Annotated in this window: 17 protein-coding genes; 9 read left to right on the forward strand and 8 right to left on the reverse strand. The window is 69.7% G+C overall.

Annotated features, from left to right (window positions below):
- Positions 1 to 38 precede the first annotated feature (38 nt).
- Positions 39 to 2585 carry a LuxR C-terminal-related transcriptional regulator gene (locus SK854_RS28600; protein ID WP_319978219.1) on the forward strand — a complete coding sequence of 849 codons (2547 nt, stop codon included), beginning with the start codon at positions 39 to 41 and terminating at the stop codon, positions 2583 to 2585.
- A 158-nt stretch (positions 2586 to 2743) separates the two neighbouring features.
- Here SK854_RS28600 and SK854_RS28605 read toward each other — a convergent pair whose 3' ends face one another.
- The 3 genes from SK854_RS28605 to SK854_RS28615 form a co-directional block, all read right to left on the reverse strand.
- A complete protein-coding gene (locus tag SK854_RS28605; RefSeq protein ID WP_319978220.1) occupies positions 2744 to 3163 on the reverse strand; it encodes a DUF4259 domain-containing protein in 420 nt (139 codons plus the stop codon).
- Positions 3164 to 3267: 104 nt separating this feature from the next.
- Positions 3268 to 4032, reverse strand: coding sequence for a DUF3159 domain-containing protein (locus SK854_RS28610; RefSeq protein ID WP_319978221.1), 765 nt, complete (start codon positions 4030 to 4032; stop codon positions 3268 to 3270).
- Complete coding sequence (locus SK854_RS28615; protein ID WP_030474780.1) at positions 4029 to 4409, reverse strand: OB-fold nucleic acid binding domain-containing protein; 381 nt, start codon at positions 4407 to 4409, stop codon at positions 4029 to 4031. Before SK854_RS28615 ends, SK854_RS28610 begins: the two co-directional genes overlap by 4 nt.
- A gap of 69 nt (positions 4410 to 4478) precedes the next feature.
- Here SK854_RS28615 and SK854_RS28620 point away from each other — a divergent pair, with 69 nt between their 5' ends.
- On the forward strand, positions 4479 to 5135 hold the full coding sequence (locus SK854_RS28620; RefSeq protein ID WP_319978222.1) for an alpha/beta fold hydrolase: 657 nt from the start codon (positions 4479 to 4481) through the stop codon (positions 5133 to 5135).
- Here SK854_RS28620 and SK854_RS28625 read toward each other — a convergent pair.
- Both SK854_RS28625 and dut read right to left on the reverse strand, forming a co-directional pair.
- Positions 5132 to 5749: a DUF3710 domain-containing protein gene (locus tag SK854_RS28625; RefSeq protein WP_319978223.1), complete on the reverse strand. Its 618-nt coding sequence runs from the start codon at positions 5747 to 5749 to the stop codon at positions 5132 to 5134. The two genes, SK854_RS28620 and SK854_RS28625, sit on opposite strands and share 4 nt — an antisense overlap.
- A gap of 4 nt (positions 5750 to 5753) precedes the next feature.
- Positions 5754 to 6227 (reverse strand): dUTP diphosphatase, encoded by a 474-nt coding sequence (gene dut, locus SK854_RS28630; RefSeq protein ID WP_319978224.1) that lies wholly within the window; start codon positions 6225 to 6227, stop codon positions 5754 to 5756.
- Between the two features lie 24 nt (positions 6228 to 6251).
- On the opposite strand from dut, the gene SK854_RS28635 reads away from it, so the two are divergent.
- Positions 6252 to 6713: a DUF3093 domain-containing protein gene (locus SK854_RS28635; protein ID WP_319978225.1), complete on the forward strand. Its 462-nt coding sequence runs from the start codon at positions 6252 to 6254 to the stop codon at positions 6711 to 6713.
- A 63-nt stretch (positions 6714 to 6776) separates the two neighbouring features.
- Here SK854_RS28635 and SK854_RS28640 read toward each other — a convergent pair whose 3' ends face one another.
- Entirely contained in the window at positions 6777 to 7076 is a 300-nt protein-coding gene (locus SK854_RS28640; RefSeq protein WP_030474775.1) for a DUF4193 domain-containing protein, read from the reverse strand.
- Between the two features lie 421 nt (positions 7077 to 7497).
- On the opposite strand from SK854_RS28640, the gene cei reads away from it, so the two are divergent.
- Positions 7498 to 8226, forward strand: coding sequence for an envelope integrity protein Cei (gene cei, locus SK854_RS28645; RefSeq protein WP_319978226.1), 729 nt, complete (start codon positions 7498 to 7500; stop codon positions 8224 to 8226).
- Between the two features lie 104 nt (positions 8227 to 8330).
- On the opposite strand, the gene SK854_RS28650 is transcribed toward cei, so the two are convergent.
- The gene (locus tag SK854_RS28650; protein ID WP_319978227.1) at positions 8331 to 9137 is read right to left on the reverse strand and encodes an inositol monophosphatase family protein; all 807 of its coding nucleotides are present in this window, start codon (positions 9135 to 9137) and stop codon (positions 8331 to 8333) included.
- A 115-nt stretch (positions 9138 to 9252) separates the two neighbouring features.
- Between SK854_RS28650 and ppgK the strand changes: the two genes are divergently transcribed.
- The 5 genes from ppgK to SK854_RS28675 all read left to right on the forward strand — a co-directional run bounded on the left by ppgK (position 9253) and on the right by SK854_RS28675 (position 13503).
- A complete protein-coding gene (gene ppgK, locus SK854_RS28655) occupies positions 9253 to 10014 on the forward strand; it encodes a polyphosphate--glucose phosphotransferase (protein WP_319978228.1) in 762 nt (253 codons plus the stop codon).
- 218 nt (positions 10015 to 10232) lie between these two features.
- The gene (locus tag SK854_RS28660) at positions 10233 to 11555 is read left to right on the forward strand and encodes an RNA polymerase sigma factor (protein ID WP_319978229.1); all 1323 of its coding nucleotides are present in this window, start codon (positions 10233 to 10235) and stop codon (positions 11553 to 11555) included.
- A 68-nt stretch (positions 11556 to 11623) separates the two neighbouring features.
- Entirely contained in the window at positions 11624 to 12250 is a 627-nt protein-coding gene (locus SK854_RS28665) for a nucleotidyltransferase family protein (RefSeq protein ID WP_319978230.1), read from the forward strand.
- Between the two features lie 113 nt (positions 12251 to 12363).
- The gene (locus SK854_RS28670; protein ID WP_319978231.1) at positions 12364 to 12906 is read left to right on the forward strand and encodes a helix-turn-helix domain-containing protein; all 543 of its coding nucleotides are present in this window, start codon (positions 12364 to 12366) and stop codon (positions 12904 to 12906) included.
- 417 nt (positions 12907 to 13323) lie between these two features.
- Positions 13324 to 13503, forward strand: a complete 180-nt coding sequence (locus SK854_RS28675; RefSeq protein WP_231642793.1) for a DUF7455 domain-containing protein — start codon at positions 13324 to 13326, stop codon at positions 13501 to 13503.
- A gap of 71 nt (positions 13504 to 13574) precedes the next feature.
- On the opposite strand, the gene SK854_RS28680 is transcribed toward SK854_RS28675, so the two are convergent.
- The gene (locus tag SK854_RS28680; RefSeq protein WP_319978232.1) at positions 13575 to 14729 is read right to left on the reverse strand and encodes an ROK family protein; all 1155 of its coding nucleotides are present in this window, start codon (positions 14727 to 14729) and stop codon (positions 13575 to 13577) included.
- Between the last annotated feature and the right edge of the window lie 3 nt (positions 14730 to 14732).

Here is a 14732-nt window from a genome sequence, read left to right on the forward strand (position 1 = left end):
TGTGCGCGGTGAGCCGGACCTTCGGCACACTGCGAGTTGTGTGGCCGTTCGTGGGCAGAGTGCGGGAGCTCGAGGACGTGATGTCCGCGCTCACCGGAGCCGACGAGAAAGGCGCCGCACTCGTCGGTCCCGCCGGTGTGGGCAAGACCCGGCTCACGGACGAGGTCGTGGCACGGCTGGAGCACACCGGTCTGACCGTGCGGCGCTGCTACGCGACGGTGGCGACGTCGACGATCCCGTTCGGGGCGATGGCCGCGATGCTGCCCGCCGACATGCGCACGGCGAACCCGCTCGGTCGCGCCGTGGAGCACCTTCTGGCTTCACCGCGGCCGTTGACGATCGTGGTGGACGACGCGCATCTGCTCGATGACGCCTCCATCGCGTTGCTGCACCACGTGATCCGGCACGGACACGCGCGGGTGCTGGTGACCTCGCGGCCCGGTGAGCGCACGGAGCTGTGGCAGGAGGGGTTGCTGCGGCGCTACCCGCTGGGCGACCTGTCACGGGCCGAATCCGATCTGCTGCTCGAACGCGCGCTGGACGGGCCGATCGACACCCGGTCCGCGTCGCTGCTGTGGTCGGGCAGCGCGGGAAACCCCTTGTACCTCAGGGAACTCGTCGTGTCGGGCCGCGCGGTGGGGGTGTTGCGCGCGGAGGACGGCATCTGGTCGTGGCACGGCGCGATCGAGCTCGGCGGACGGCTCGCGGAACTCGTGCAGTCCAACCTCGGCCGGCTGGAACCGCCGCACCGGCACGCGCTGGAACTGCTCGCGTATTCCGAGCCGGTGGAACTGGACCTGCTGGCGTCACTGGTGCGGGAGGAGACACTCGACGACCTGGAGACGCGCGGGTTGATCCGGGTCGTGCCGTCGGGGCGCCGCATGGTCGTGCGGCTCGGGCACCCGTTGTACGGCAGCCTGCTTCGTACGACGTGCCCGACGTTGCGCGCGCAGTCACACCAACGCGCGTTGGCCACCGCTCTGGAAGCAACAGGCGCACGCCGCCGTGAAGACCTGATGCGCATCGCCACCTGGCGACTGGACGGCGGTTCGCCCATCTCGGTGCACCTGCTGGCCGCGGCCGCCGAACAGGCCTGGGCCGCACAGGACGTCGCGCTCGCCGAACGCCTGTGCCGCGGCGCCGTCGAGGCGGGCGGGCTGACCCGCGTCGGGCACGTGTTCGGCCAGGTCCTGATGCACGGCCGCGCACCCGACCAGGCCGAGGCGACACTGGCGGACGTCATGGCGGGCCCGTTGTCGCCGGAGGATCTGAGCCGCCTCGGCGCCACCCGGTCGATGAACCTCCACTTCGGTCTGGGCGACGCGAACGCCGCCGCCGCGGTGCTCGACCGCGTCGACGTGCCCGGCCTCCCCGCCGACCTGCGCGACTGGCTTCAGGTCGTCCGGGTGATCGAGGCCGCGCAACACGGCCACGTGACGACAGTGCTGGAGAGCACCTATCAGCCCGTGGCGCCGCATCTGAGCGTCCATTTGCGACGCACCAGAGCGTTGTGCCTCCTGCACGCGGGCCGCTATCGCGAGGTTTCGAAGGAGATCGCCGCCTACGAGGCGTTGGAGGACTTGTCCGAGCCCGACGACGGCACTCTGCGCATGCGTTGCTTCGCGCTGGCGTTCGCCGGCAACCTCGCCGAAGCGGAAGCCCTCGCGCTGACGATGCACGACCGGGCGTTCGACGAGTTGGCCTTCACCGGCGCGACGTCGCTCTACGGCGTGCTGTCGTTCTGCGCGCGCATGCGAGGCCACGGCTCCCAAGCCCTGCGCCTGGCCCGCGAAGGCAGCCCGAAATCCCCGTCGCGTCCCTTGATCTTCGACGCCATCGCGCTGGCGAACCTGGCCGGCTCCGCGTCGATCTGCGGCGAGGCCACCCTGGCCCAGGAAGCCCTGGCCCGCGCCGAGAAGGCCCGCCGCCCGGCGTGGCGCCTGACCGGGACCACGGTCTCGGTGACCCGTTCCCAGGTGCTCGCCTGCACCGGCGACCTCCGCGCCGCCGCCGACGCCGCGATGGCCGCCGCCGACGAATGCGCCGAACTGGGCGCGCACGGCAACGAAGCCATGGCCCTGCACAACGCCGCCCGTCTCGGCGTGGACACGTCCCAGCGCCTCACCGCCCTCACGTCCACGATGGACGACCCGATGACAGCGGCCTACACGGCACACGCGACCGCCCTCGCGCACGCCGCACCGACCGCGCTGGAGGCCACGGCAACGGACTTCCAGCGCCTGGGCGCCACCCTCTACGCCGCCGAAGCCCTCGCCGCCGCCACCCGCCTGCACCGAACCCAGGGCAACGCCCGCGCCGCCTCCCAGGCCTCCGCCCGCCAGGCCCTGCTGATGCGCGACTTCGACGGCGTCCGCACCCCGGCCCTGTGCGCCGACGACCTCACCCACCTGACCCGGCGCCAGGCCGAGGTCGCCCGCCTCGCCACGTCCGGGCTCACCAACCAGCAGATCGCCGAACAGCTCCACACGTCCAAACGCACGGTCGACAACCACCTGCACGCGATCTACGGGGTTCTCGGCGTGACGGGGCGCGACGAACTGCGAACCGTGCTCGGCCCGTCCTGACGCCTCGCCGATACCCCAATATCCGATATATCGCGCACCCGACCTGGACTTACGCCTCCGCCCGCCCTTCGGACCACCTTTGCAATGAGTCTTTTGCGGACGTCCGCAAACGTCTTTTGCATCCGGGTGGGCAGCGGAGCGAGCGACGGGCCAGGCGTTCAGTCGGCCGCGGACAGCGCCTCGGCCAGTCGCCGCGCGGTCTCCTCGGCGGCGACGGCGTAGTCCGGCGAGGTCCAGTCCCGGCCCCACGGCTCGGCGACGATCGCCAGCGCGGCCGTCGCCGTCGGCACCAACCGGTCCAGGTCGGGGATGGGCAGAACCGCGGCGGCCTTCCCGGCGACGTCGTGCCACCACTGCTCGCCGGCGCGATGCCCGGAGAGTCCGGACGCGACCACGGCGACCGCTGCGACGACTTCGTCGGCGAACAACTCGCGGCCGATGCTCTCCGGGTCGGCGATCGGCCGGCCGAGTAGCGCGGCGAGCACGTCGGCGCGGCTGTCCGCCGGCCGGGCGGCGAGGTCGTCCAGCAGGTCCAGGGCTCCGTCGCTGTCGAACGGGCCGGTGCCGAAGGTGCCCATGACTCCGTCTTCTCCTTTGCGTTGTGGCCGGCTGTGTCACGCCCAGAACAAACGCGGCCGGCGCCCCCAGTGGGAGGCGCCGGCCGCGTTCGAAGTGGAGCGGGTCAGTCTCTGGACTTGTCGCGGGACTCGGCGTCGACGACGCGCTTGAGCTCGTCCATGTCCGGGGTGAGCAGGTCGTCGGCCGTACGTGCGAGCACGTCCTCGACCTCGGCCTCCGCCGTGGCTTTGGCCTCGGCGGCCTCCTCGGCCGCCTTGAGGCGCTTGTCGGCGCGGCGGACCGCCCAGACCGTGGCGAGCAGGGCGATGGCCATCAACGGGTAGCCCATGCCGAGGCGGGCGACGGCGAGCCAGCCGACCTGGTCCTCGTCGTAGAGCCAGCGCTGGACCACGAAGCGGGCGAAGAAGACCAGGGCCCACACGAAGGTCGCGATGTCGTAGTCGCGGACCGAGGCCTTGTCCTCGCGCCAGGAGCGGTCTCTGCCGTTGAGGAACGTCCAGATCACGCCGGCGAGCGGCCGGCGCACGACGATCGACAGCAGGAAGGCGCTGCCGTACACGACGCTCTGCCAGATGCCGAAGAGGAAGAACCCCTTGGCCTCGCCGGTCTTGTAGGCGATGAACGCCGCGATGCCCACGCCGAAGACTGCGGAGATCGCGGGCTGGATGGTGCCTTTGCGCACGGCCAGGATCACGCCGATGACGACGGCGGCGGCGAGCGAGCCGATGATCGCGGCCATCAGGTTCTTGGTCGCGAAGTTGATGATCACGAAGACCAGGACGGGCAGCGACGAGTAGAGCATTCCGCTCACGCCGCCCATCTGCTCTAGGACGGTGGGCTGCTTTTCTTCGGTCTCAGCTGAGGTCATGAAGCGTTCTGCAACTCGTAATAGGGGTTGTAGAGCACCTTGCGCCCGTCGCGCACGGCGATGCGGCCCCGGGCCTTGATCGTCCGACCAGGCTCGATTCCCGCGATGCGGCGGCGACCGAGCCAGACGAGCGTGACGCCCTCGGTGCCGTCGTAGAGCTCGGCTTCCAGGGTGGCGGCCGCGTCCCGGGGGCAGAGCTCCACGCTGCGGAGCCTTCCGAGGACGGTGACCTCCTCACCGGACTTGCAGTCGCAGGCCTTCACCGCGCCGACGGCCTCCGCTTTTCGCGAGAGGTCGTCCGCGTCGAGCTCGGTGACGTCGCTGGTCAAGCGACGCACCAAGCGGCGCCAATAGCCGCTCATCCCCGACTCCTGCATTGCTCTGGTGGCCCCGTGGTGTGGGCCGTCTGACAGTGAGGGTACGCACGGGCAACGACAATCTCGGGCGTGCCTGCCGAGACCGTCCTCCTGCTGCCCGGAACCGCCTCCGACGAGGTGTTCGTCCGATCCGTGTTCACCGAGCCGTTGTCGCAGGTCGGTGCCGTTCTCAACGCACCACGCGTTCGCACACTCGGTGAACGGTTGACGGCACTCGAAAATGCCCCGGCAGGCCACCCGATCGTGGTGGGTGGCGTCTCACTCGGCGCGCACGTCGCCGCGCGGTGGGCCGTGGCCAACCCGGACCGGTGCGCGGGGCTGATCCTGGCGCTGCCGGCGTGGTCAGGGGCCCCGGACGAGGCACCGGCGGCGCTCGCGGCCAAAGCCAGCGCGGAGATCGTCCGGACGCAGGGCCTCACGACGGCGCTCGCGGGCACGACCGGCTGGCTGCACGACGAGCTGAACCGGGCCTGGCGCGGCTACGGCGAGCAGCTCGTGCCGCACCTCGAAGAAGCCGCCGAGTCGCTCGCGCCCACGCTGGACGAGCTGAGGTCGCTGGACGTGCCGACGGGAATCGTCGGGTGCACCGATGACCCGGTGCACCCGATCGCGGTCGCGCGGGCTTGGGCGGAAGCCATCCCGCGCGCCGTGCTCGTCACAACGACGCTGAACGCCTACCCGCACGCACTGGGGCGCGCGGTGCAGGCGTGGCAGCGGGCTCGTTAGCCCTCTTGCTGCTGGATGTGCCGGGCGATCGCCTCGGGAAGCTCGACCGGCAGCGGGGTGCGGGGCGGCATCGGCTGCTCGCCGCGCACGACCACGGTGCCGCGCAGCATCTCGCGCAGCGCCTGCGCGTTCTGCTCGAAGTGCTCCTCGGGGCCAGCCGCGACGCCGCGCAGCATCCACCGCGGGCCGTCGACTCCGACGAAGAGGATCCGCACGCCCTGGTTGCGCGCGGTGATCTCCTCGCCCCACTCGCCGTTCTCCCGGTTGATGCGGGCGCCGTCCTCCTTGAGGCCGTCGATCAGCTCGGCGCCGACCTCGCGCCAGAGGCCGCCCGACTTCGGCGCGGCGAACGCGCTGACCGTCAGCTGGCCGACGGACGTGAGGACGTGCACGGCGCGCACAGAGCCGTTCTGCTGGTCCATCTCGACCTGCAGCTGGGCCTCGTCGGGCATCGGCAACTGCACCGAGCCCAGGTCGAGCCGCTCGACGTCGTCCTGGGGCGCGACCGTCGAGTCCCACGGGCCGTCGACGTCGTCGAAGACCTCGTCGTGCTCGGGACCGGTCTCGACCGCCCCCGAGGAGTGACGACCGCGCTTGCGGCGCCTTCCGAACATGCCCCTACCCCTCCGCCTTCATCCGGGCGAGCACCACGTGCCCGCCGGTCGAGCCATAGCCTCCCGCACCGCGCTCCGTTTCCGGCAACTCGGTGACCTCGCGGAACACCGCGTGCTCGACGCGTTGCACGACGAGCTGGGCGATCCGGTCGCCACGCGACAGCGCGATCGGCTCACGAAGATCATGGTTCACGAGGCAAACGCGGATCTCACCGCGGTAGCCGGAGTCGATCGTGCCCGGCGTGTTCACCACGCTCAGGCCGACCCGCGCGGCCAGTCCGGACCGCGGGTGAACGAACCCGGCGAACCCGTCGGGCAGCGCGATCGCGACACCGGTTCCGACCACGGCGCGCTCACCTGGTGGAATGACCACGTCCGACGTGGTGACCAGATCAGCGCCCGCGTCGCCATGACGGGCGTAGGCGGGCACGGGAACCCCCGGATCGAGCCGGGTCAGCAACACCTCGACGCTGGACACGGCGGCCGAGATTACCCTGACGACGTGAGTGAGACTGCCGTGACCGCCACTACGACCTTCCGCGAACGCCTGTACGTGACGTGGTGGATCTGGCCGCTGCCGCTGCTCGCGGCCGCGCTGCTGGCCGCCGAGGTGCACATGGGCTTTCCCGGCGTCCGTTCCTGGCTGCCCTACGTGATCCTGCTGCCGCTGACGATCGTGCTGATCGTGCGGATGGGATCGACGAAGGTGGAGGTCGCGGACGGCGAACTGCGCGCCGGTGACGCGCACATCCCGCTGGAACTGCTCGGCGAGGTCGAGATCATCGCCGCCGAGGACCGCCGCAGGGTCATGGGCCGCGAACTGGACCCGGCGGCGTTCGTCGTGCACCGGGGCTGGGTCAAGCCGCTCGTGCGGGTGCGCGTGACCGACCCGGAGGACCCGACGCCCTACTGGGTGATCAGCACACGGCATCCGAACGAGCTCGCCGCCGCGATCAAGTCCTGAAAGAACACAACTGGGCGCCACCCGTGAGGGTGAGCGCCCAGTTCTTTCTTCGGAGGACTGAACTCAGGCGCAGTCCCGGCAGATGTACGTGCCGCCGTTGTCCTCGGCGAGCCTGCTGCGGTGGTGCACCAGGAAGCACTTCGAGCACGTGAACTCGTCGGCCTGCTTGGGCAGGACCTTGAACGTGAGCTCCTCGCCGGACAGGTCGGCGCCCGGAAGCTCGAAGTTCTCCGCGCTCGCGTCCTCGTCGACGTCGACGACGCCGGACTGCGTCTCGTTCCGCCGGGCTTTCAACTCCTCGAGGGAGTCTTCAGCGAGTTCGTCCGCCTCGCTGCGACGCGGCGCGTCGTAGTCGGTCGCCATCTTCTTCACCCCTGCGGTCTACGGAGACTGTTCGTGTCGCTGGTTAACGCTCCAGCGACCTCTTTTGTGCCCCACGTCAAGGTGACGTAGGTCTCGCACACCCGGCGGGCAAGCCAACCCCCTTGACGTGACCGTCGGCTTGATCGAAATGTGTGCGGAGCGCGCAGAGGGTAGCTCATTGTCCAGGTGGCTCGTCATCGGGTTACCCCTTACCGACCGGACGGGTGACACGACCTTTCTACGCTGGACCGATACCCTGTGCGGGAGCACGTGTGCTCTGGCGTGCAACCTGACGCCGGGCCGATACCGTCCTGACTGTGAGCAATCAGGCCGGTGCGTTCGGTCACGCACGTCAGGGCGCGCAACAGCCGGGCAGGGCCTAGGCTGACCTCAGGGGACGGATCACGGGGAGGACTCGAACGTGGGATCCGCATCGGGAAGCTTGACGCCTTACAAGAGGCGTCGGCCCGTGCCCGCGCTCGTCCTGTTCGCGGTGCTGTTGGTCAGTTCCGTGTTCGTGTGGGTGAAGGTGCTCGGCAACGCGAGCGACGTGGACGCGGCCATCAAGTGCAACGTGCCTGGCAACGTCGCGACGACGACCTCGGCGGTCGCGGGGGCCGATCCGGCCGGCGCCACGTCGACGGCACCGCCGCCCGCGCTCGGCACCGTCCTGGAACACGACGCGCTCGACCGCACGAACCCGGTGCCGGTCGGCGAGGTCAACTTCAAGGTCGTCAACGCCTCGACGCAGCGCAACCACGCCAAGGCCGTCGCCACGATGTTCACCGAGCTCGGCCTGAAGCAGGCGGCTGACCCCGGCAACGACCTGGTGTACCCGGCGGGCGACATGAACTGCCGCGGCCAGATCCGCTTCGGCGCGCCCGGTGCGTCGGCCGCGAGGACGCTGTCGCTGCTGGAGCCGTGCCTGGAACTGGTGCGCGACGACCGCCAGGACGCGACTCTCGACATCGCGATCGGCAAGAAGTTCGACGAGGTCAAGCCGAACAGCGACGCCCGCAAGGTGCTCGACCAGCTCAAGGAGTGGGCCGAGCAGCAGCCGGAGCAGCAGGGCGGTCAGGTGGCCGCGGCCGCCCCGCCGACGCTCAGCGCCGACAACCTGGCCGGCGCGCGCGACGTCACCTGTTCCTGATCATCTGCGAGCACCGCACCACCACCCCTTCATGCAAGGAACGTTTGCGGACGTCCGCAAACGTTCCTTGCACAACCAGTATATTAGCGCTCTGACCTGCTGATTCAGACCTCGCCGAAGCCCGACTCGGAGAGTGCGCCGTACAGGGCGTCGGCGATGCCGGGCGCGGCGGCGAACGTCGCGTCCTCCCCCAGTTCGGGAGAGGAACCCGGCAGCCGCACGACCGCGCCGGCCTCCGCGGCGATCAGCGCGCCGGCCGCCCAGTCCCACCGGCCGAGACCGTGCTCCGTGTAGGCGTCGAGCCTTCCGGCGGCCACCGAGCAGAGGTCCAGCGACGCCGCACCGGCCCGGCGCAGGTCACGCACCCGAGTCGACATCCGCGCCCACGCGTCCGCCTGCCGCTGACGCCGTTCCGGCCGGTAGGCGAACCCGTACCCCAGCAACGACAGGGAGAGGTCGGTCGTCGCGGAGACGCGCAACGGCGCACCGTCCAAGTAGGAGCCGTAGCCGCGTGCGGCGGTCCACACGCGGCCGGTCGCCGGTTCCACCACGGCGCCCGCGACGGACTCGCCGTCGAGCTGCGCTGCGATCGACACCGAGTACCAGGGGATTCCGTAGAGGTAGTTGACGGTGCCGTCGATGGGGTCGACCACCCAGGTCAGGCCCTCGACGGCAGCACCGTCTCCTGGACCGCCTTCTTCCTCGCCGAGCACCGGCTCGCCGGGACGCAACTCGGAAAGACGCGTCCGGACGAGTTGTTCTGAGGCGCGGTCCGCGGCGGTCACCACGTCCGTCGATGTGCTCTTGGTGTCGAACGAGACGACGGCGGAAGCACGCATGCGCTGAACAAGAGCGCCCGCTTCCCGTCCGATGGCCGTCGCGATGTCGACGAGTGGCCGGGGATCGAACACGACCGGTTCCCTCCTGCGTCACTAGCACGGGACTATCGGAGACCGTCAGGCTAATGTCTGCGCACCACAGGTACTGAATCGAAGCAAGCAGGATCGAGTAGGAAGGACCACGGGGATGGGCATCACCCGCGGGTTCGGTGTGGACATCGGCGGCTCGGGCGTCAAGGGCGGCCTGGTCGACCTCGAAGCAGGAGCACTGGACGGCGAACGCTTGCGGATCCCCACGCCCCAGCCTTCGACACCGGAGGCGGTGGCGGAGGTCGTCGCGGAGATCGTCGAGAAGTTCCAGTGGGACGGCCCGGTCGGCGTCACGCTGCCGTGCGTGGTCAAGCACGGTGTCGCCCTCAGCGCCGCGAACGTGGACAAGGGCTGGATCAACTGCGACGCCCAGCAGCTCTTCGCCGAGCGCCTCAAGCGCAAGCCCGAGGACATCGTCGTGATGAACGACGCGGACGCGGCCGGCATCGCGGAGATGTCGTTCGGCGCGGGCGTCGGCAAGAACGGGACCGTGGTGCTGCTGACGTTCGGCACGGGCATCGGCAGCGCGGTGTTCCTCGACGGCAAGCTCGTCCCGAACACCGAGTTCGGCCACCTCCAGGTCGACGGGCACGACGCGGAATCGCGCGCGGCCGCCTCCGTGAAGGAGGACAAGGGCCTGTCCTGGGAGGAGTGGACGCCCAGGGTGACCAGGTACATCAATGTGCTCGAGGACCTCATCTGGCCGGACCTCGTCATCGCGGGCGGTGGCGTGAGCAAGAAGGCGCACAAGTGGTTGCCGTTGCTCGAGGTCCGCACCGAGGTCGTCGCCGCAGCGCTCAAGAACGACGCGGGCATCGTCGGTGCCGCGTGGGCCGCCGCGCACGGCGTCAGGCCTTGACGAGCGTTCGACACCGAAACGTGTCCGACTCGATCTAGCTGCGAGAACGCAGGTGAGAGCGCCTCGAAGCACCTCGGGGCGCAACACCGAGTCACGGACGTCGTTACAATGGAACGCACACCCGCCAAGCAAGATCGGCGGGGAGATCCCCCGAACTCTGGCGACCGAGGTTTCGCGCCCTCTGGTTTGCCGTGAACGACCGTCGCGAAAGGGCGTACGTGGCAGCCGCAGAATCCGCAACCCGACGCTCCAGCTCCGCCGCGAGCGCCGCCAGGACCACCAAGGCGACCGCGGCCGGCGAGGCCGAGGAGAAGCCGAAGCGCAAGACGACCGCTGCGGCAGCGAAGAAGCCCGCAGCCGCCGCCAAGGCCCCGCGCAAGACGGCCGGCAAGGCCGATCCTGCCGCGAAGGGCGCCGCCAAGAGCGGCGACGAGCCTGATGACATCGAAGGCGCTCCCGGCGCCGAGGACCTCGTCGAGGACGTCGAGATCGTCGACGAGCCCGTCGTGGACGAGCCCGAGGAGGCGGAGGACACCGCCGACAGCAAGACGGGCGACTTCGTCTGGGACGAGGAGGAGTCCGAGGCCCTGCGCCAGGCGCGCAAGGACGCGGAGCTCACCGCCTCGGCCGACTCGGTCCGCGCCTACCTCAAGCAGATCGGCAAGGTCGCCCTCCTCAACGCAGAGGAGGAGGTCGAGCTCGCCAAGCGCATCGAGGCGGGTCTCTACGCCGCCGAGCGCGTGCGCCGCTCCGAGGAGGACGCGGAGAAGCTCACCCCGCAGCTGCGCCGTGACCTGCGCTGGATCGTCCGTGACGGCGAGCGCGCCAAGAACCACCTGCTCGAGGCGAACCTCCGTCTCGTCGTGTCGCTGGCCAAGCGCTACACCGGCCGTGGCATGGCGTTCCTGGACCTGATCCAGGAGGGCAACCTGGGTCTGATCCGCGCTGTCGAGAAGTTCGACTACACCAAGGGCTACAAGTTCTCCACGTACGCCACCTGGTGGATCCGGCAGGCGATCACCCGCGCGATGGCCGACCAGGCCCGCACCATCCGCATCCCGGTGCACATGGTCGAGGTCATCAACAAGCTCGGTCGCATCCAGCGCGAACTGCTCCAGGACCTGGGCCGCGAGCCCACCCCGGAGGAGCTCGCCAAGGAAATGGACATCACGCCCGAGAAGGTGCTGGAGATCCAGCAGTACGCGCGTGAGCCCATCTCGCTGGACCAGACGATCGGCGACGAGGGCGACAGCCAGCTCGGTGACTTCATCGAGGACTCCGAGGCCGTCGTCGCTGTCGACGCCGTCTCGTTCACGCTGCTGCAGGACCAGCTCCAGTCCGTGCTCGCGACGCTGTCCGAGCGCGAGGCGGGCGTCGTCCGGCTGCGCTTCGGCCTCACCGACGGCCAGCCGCGCACGCTGGACGAGATCGGTCAGGTCTACGGCGTCACGCGTGAGCGCATCCGCCAGATCGAGTCCAAGACGATGTCGAAGCTGCGTCACCCGTCGCGCTCGCAGGTTCTGCGCGACTACCTCGACTAGGTCTTACCCAGTCATACGCACACAGCCCCGCACCGGTTCGGTGCGGGGCTGTTGTGTTTTGCTGCGGCATGATTCTCGGCCGGCTGCCGGTGGACGAACAGGTCGACGCGCTGTGTGCCACCCTCGCGCACAACGAGGTCCTCGTGGAGGTGCTGCGCGGCGCCGCGGAGTTGGACCTCCCCAGGTGGTACCTGACCGCCGGGTGCGTGTTCCAGACGGTGTGGAACGTGGTCACCGGCCGTCCACCGGCCGAAGGCATCAGGGACTACGACCTGTTCTATTTCGACGACTCCGATCTCGGCTGGGACGCCGAGAACGAGGTCATCCAGGCCGGTGAGCGCGCGTTCACCGATCTGCCCGCGGTCGTCGAGATCCGCAACGAGGCACGGGTGCACCTCTGGTACGAGGATCATTTCGGCGTTCCCTGCGCGCCCCACACGTCCACCGAAGCGGCCATCGACTCGTTCGCGGCGACCACGTGCTGCCTGGGCATCCGTCTCGAATCCAGCGGCAAGTGGCGTGTCTACGCGCCACACGGTCTCGCTGACGTGTTCAACCTCGTCGTCCGCCCCAACCCCGTGCTCGCTCCCCGCGACGTCTACGAGGCGAAGACCGCGCGGTGGCGCGGGCAGTGGCCGGAGCTCACCGTGCTGCCCTGGCCTGAGCAGCCGAGATCGAACGCATCCGAAAGATGAGTACCCCTGTACTCATGTGCCGCCCATGCGTCCGCGACACCATCAAGTGTGTGGCTGTGCCGGAGGGGTGCACAGGGGCAGTTCCGGACAACGGAACGAGGGGGCGGGAAAACATGGGCAGGTCGGTACTCGAAGGGGCTTTCTCCCTGCTGGACAAGCTGACGGACGACGGTGAGCTGGGGCTCACGCAGCTCGCTGATCGCTGCGACATGCCGAAGACGACGGTGCATCGCCTTCTGGAGCAGATGGAAGTCCTCGGCGCGGTGGAGAACGTGCGTGGCCGCTACCGCATCGGCGCACAGATGTTCCGGTTCGGACAGGCCTGGGAACCCGCGCCGGGCATTCTGCTGGTGGCTCGGCAGCCGTTGCGGGCGTTGTCGGCGACGATCAGGACGTCGACGATCCTCGCGGTGCCGCGGCGGGACCGGGTGCTGGTCGCGGCGGCGAGCATCGTGCGGGCCGAGGACGTGGCCCGGTTGCGGCCTGGGGCGACGGTGCCGGCGGGCATGGAGTTCGTCAGCGCTCCGGTGCGCACGCCGTCCAGCAGCGTCATCGGCACGGTGTGCGCGGTGCTCGACAACGGACACAGCGCCACGGCTCTGAGGGAGGCCGTGGGACACGCCGCACGTGCGATCAGCGCAGCCCTCGCGAGCTGATCGGACAGGCCTGAACAAGCGCTCGATCGGGATTTTGATCACGGTTCCGCGTCCGAATCGTGGGACGTTCGTGACCTGTTCGCGGAGGGCGGACAAGGGCAACCGATATCACACTCCCGGCCGCACGCAACCGACCGGATGGCCCGAACGTGCTGCTCCACCAGCGGGTTTCTGGTTGCTCAGCGTGCGTGTCAAGACGGTGAACCGGTGGCAAACCCAGGTGTAGTCCTGCTGCAGGCGGGTAAATCCGATAGTGACGCGAGTCGCCACGTACACGGGAACACTGACTATCGCCGAAACGTCTGTCAGAGTGGAGCCAGCGAGCACCGCGCACCTGCCAGGGGCGCTGTGGTCGCAGCTTGGTAAGAGGGCACCGGAACACCTCAGTTCCGTTGCCGGGACGGAGGGAGATTCATCATGACTGCAGCACTCACCCGCCCCGAGTTGACCGCTGCCGACCGCTGCGACCGCTGCGGGGCTGCTGCCCAGGTTCGCGCTTTGCTCCCGTCCGGGGGCGAGCTGCTGTTCTGCGGGCACCACGCCCGGGCGCACAGTGAGAAATTGCGCGAACTCGCTGCTGAAATTCAGCAGGGCTGACTTCCACCCCACCTAGCCGCTCGGGGCGGAGATCCTCCAGGGATCTCCGCCCCCTTCGCTTTTCCAGTGCTTCACAGAGCGTCCAGGACGGGTTCGAAGGCCAGTTCGGCCGCTCCGACGAGCTTCGCGTCGCGGCCCAGCGGAGAGGTCACGACTTGGGTTCCGCCCACCGCGCGGGAGACCAGGCTGCGCACCTGCACGGCCGCGCTCACCGAGTCCACCACCGACGCCGGCAGCGCCGTGTACAGGTCGCCGAGCACGACGAGTTCCGGGCCGAGGACGTTGACGATGTTCGCGAGCCCCAGTGCGAGCCAGTCGGCGAACTCGTCGAGCACCGACGGGTCGTCCAGCGCCCGCAGTGCCGCGACGACGGCGCCGCGTGGTGCGTCGTCGGGAAGGCCCAGGGCCCGGCACAACGCCGGTTCGCCCACCTCGGTCTCCCAGCAGCCGTCGCAGCCGCAGTAGCACCGCAGGCCGCGCGGGTTGACGACCATGTGCCCGAGTTCGCCGACGTAGCCGCCGGAGCCGCGCAACGGCTGCCCGGACAGGATCACTCCCCCGCCGACGCCGACGTCCGCGGAGATGTAGACCATGTCCGCGGACTCCCGCGCCGCCCCGCGCACGTGTTCCGCGAGTGCGCCGAGCTCCGCGTCGTTGCCGACCTGGACCGGCAGCTTCAGCACCGCCTCCAGGCGCTTGCCGAGTGCCACACCGGTCCAGTGCAGGTTGGGTGCCTCGTGCACGTGCCCGTCGGCGCGTCGCACGACACCGGGCACCGAGACGCCCACCCCGACCGCGGTGGCGTCGAGGTCGTCGGCCATGAGGCGCGCCGACTCGACGATGTGCGTGATGACCTCCCCCGGATCACGCGTCCGGTGCAGGTTCCAGCTGTCCCGCCCGAGGATCTCCCCGCCGAGGCCGACGAACCCCATCGCGACGTGCTCGACGCGCACGTCGATCGCGATGACGACGGCGGCGCTGGGCTGGGGCAGCACGAGAAGGGACGGGCGGCCCGCTCCGCTGCGCAGAGCGGGCACGCGTTCGGCGACGACACCGGCTTCGGCGAGGCCGTCCACCAGGGCCTTGATCGTGCTGCGGTTGAGACCGAGCTCAGCCGCGAGCGACGCCCTGGTGGACGGTCCGTCGATGTGCAGGCGGCGCAGCAACGCCGTCCTGTTGTGCCTGCGGATCTCGTCGGGACGAGTGCCGGACGTAGGTCCTGTCACCTC

This window comes from Lentzea sokolovensis (assembly GCF_033949975.1).
GTDB classification, from domain to species: domain Bacteria; phylum Actinomycetota; class Actinomycetes; order Mycobacteriales; family Pseudonocardiaceae; genus Lentzea; species Lentzea sokolovensis.

Excerpts from the sequence above, each read along its gene's own strand:
- ppgK (WP_319978228.1), top strand. The coding sequence starts at position 9,253 with ATGGGCATCACCCGCGGGTTCGGTGTGGACATCGGCGGCTCGGGCGTC.
- SK854_RS28670 (WP_319978231.1), top strand. The coding sequence starts at position 12,364 with ATGGGCAGGTCGGTACTCGAAGGGGCTTTCTCCCTGCTGGACAAGCTG.
- SK854_RS28610 (WP_319978221.1), bottom strand. The coding sequence starts at position 4,032 with ATGACCTCAGCTGAGACCGAAGAAAAGCAGCCCACCGTCCTAGAGCAG.
- SK854_RS28675 (WP_231642793.1), top strand. The coding sequence starts at position 13,324 with ATGACTGCAGCACTCACCCGCCCCGAGTTGACCGCTGCCGACCGCTGC.
- SK854_RS28640 (WP_030474775.1), bottom strand. The coding sequence starts at position 7,076 with ATGGCGACCGACTACGACGCGCCGCGTCGCAGCGAGGCGGACGAACTC.
- SK854_RS28665 (WP_319978230.1), top strand. The coding sequence starts at position 11,624 with ATGATTCTCGGCCGGCTGCCGGTGGACGAACAGGTCGACGCGCTGTGT.
- SK854_RS28625 (WP_319978223.1), bottom strand. The coding sequence starts at position 5,749 with ATGTTCGGAAGGCGCCGCAAGCGCGGTCGTCACTCCTCGGGGGCGGTC.
- SK854_RS28615 (WP_030474780.1), bottom strand. The coding sequence starts at position 4,409 with ATGCAGGAGTCGGGGATGAGCGGCTATTGGCGCCGCTTGGTGCGTCGC.
- SK854_RS28605 (WP_319978220.1), bottom strand. The coding sequence starts at position 3,163 with ATGGGCACCTTCGGCACCGGCCCGTTCGACAGCGACGGAGCCCTGGAC.